The sequence below is a fragment of the Colwellia ponticola genome (assembly GCF_005885605.1).
GTDB classification, from domain to species: Bacteria; Pseudomonadota; Gammaproteobacteria; order Enterobacterales; family Alteromonadaceae; genus Colwellia; species Colwellia ponticola.
Genome location: NZ_SZVP01000151.1, coordinates 1 through 437, shown reverse-complemented (window position 1 = coordinate 437; position 437 = coordinate 1). Strand labels below are relative to the sequence as shown.

General features: G+C 50.3%; 2 protein-coding genes. Both read left to right on the top strand.

What is annotated here, in order from left to right; genetic code table 11:
- The coding region (locus tag FCS21_RS16960) for a hypothetical protein (RefSeq protein WP_222928002.1) at positions 1-213 on the top strand (213 nt) is incomplete at its 5' end.
- A 1-nt stretch (position 214) separates the two neighbouring features.
- Positions 215-437, top strand: a 223-nt coding sequence (locus tag FCS21_RS16300; protein ID WP_138624527.1) for an SDR family NAD(P)-dependent oxidoreductase, incomplete at its 3' end; no start/stop codon positions are given.

Here is a 437-nt window from a genome sequence, read left to right as displayed (position 1 = left end):
CTCGACAGTTGGCGGTTGTCATTATGTCTGCGACTGCGCGTGCAATGCCTGGTGAGTAATGCCGAGGAACTGGCCGAGTGGTCCCTGGGGGGATCGCGGGTTATCAAGCGCGAAGTACCGTCGTTGATAAAACGCGCCTCAGGCAGCTCACAAAGTACCCAAATTAAACCGCTGTATAGTTTGCCGTTACTTATCGGCTATAAGTTGCATTGATATGATTATATTGCTGACCGGTACGCGCAAAGGCGTGGGCAAAGAAGCGGCATTGTATTTTCTTGAACACGGCCATGTCGTCGTGGGCTGCAGTCGTGGAGAAGGTTCAATTGAACATGAGCGATACACGCACTTTTGCCTGGATCTGAATGACGCCAGTGCCGTCAGGAACATGATTAGGCATGTGCGTCTCGTCCATGGGAAATTGGATGTACTTATTAATA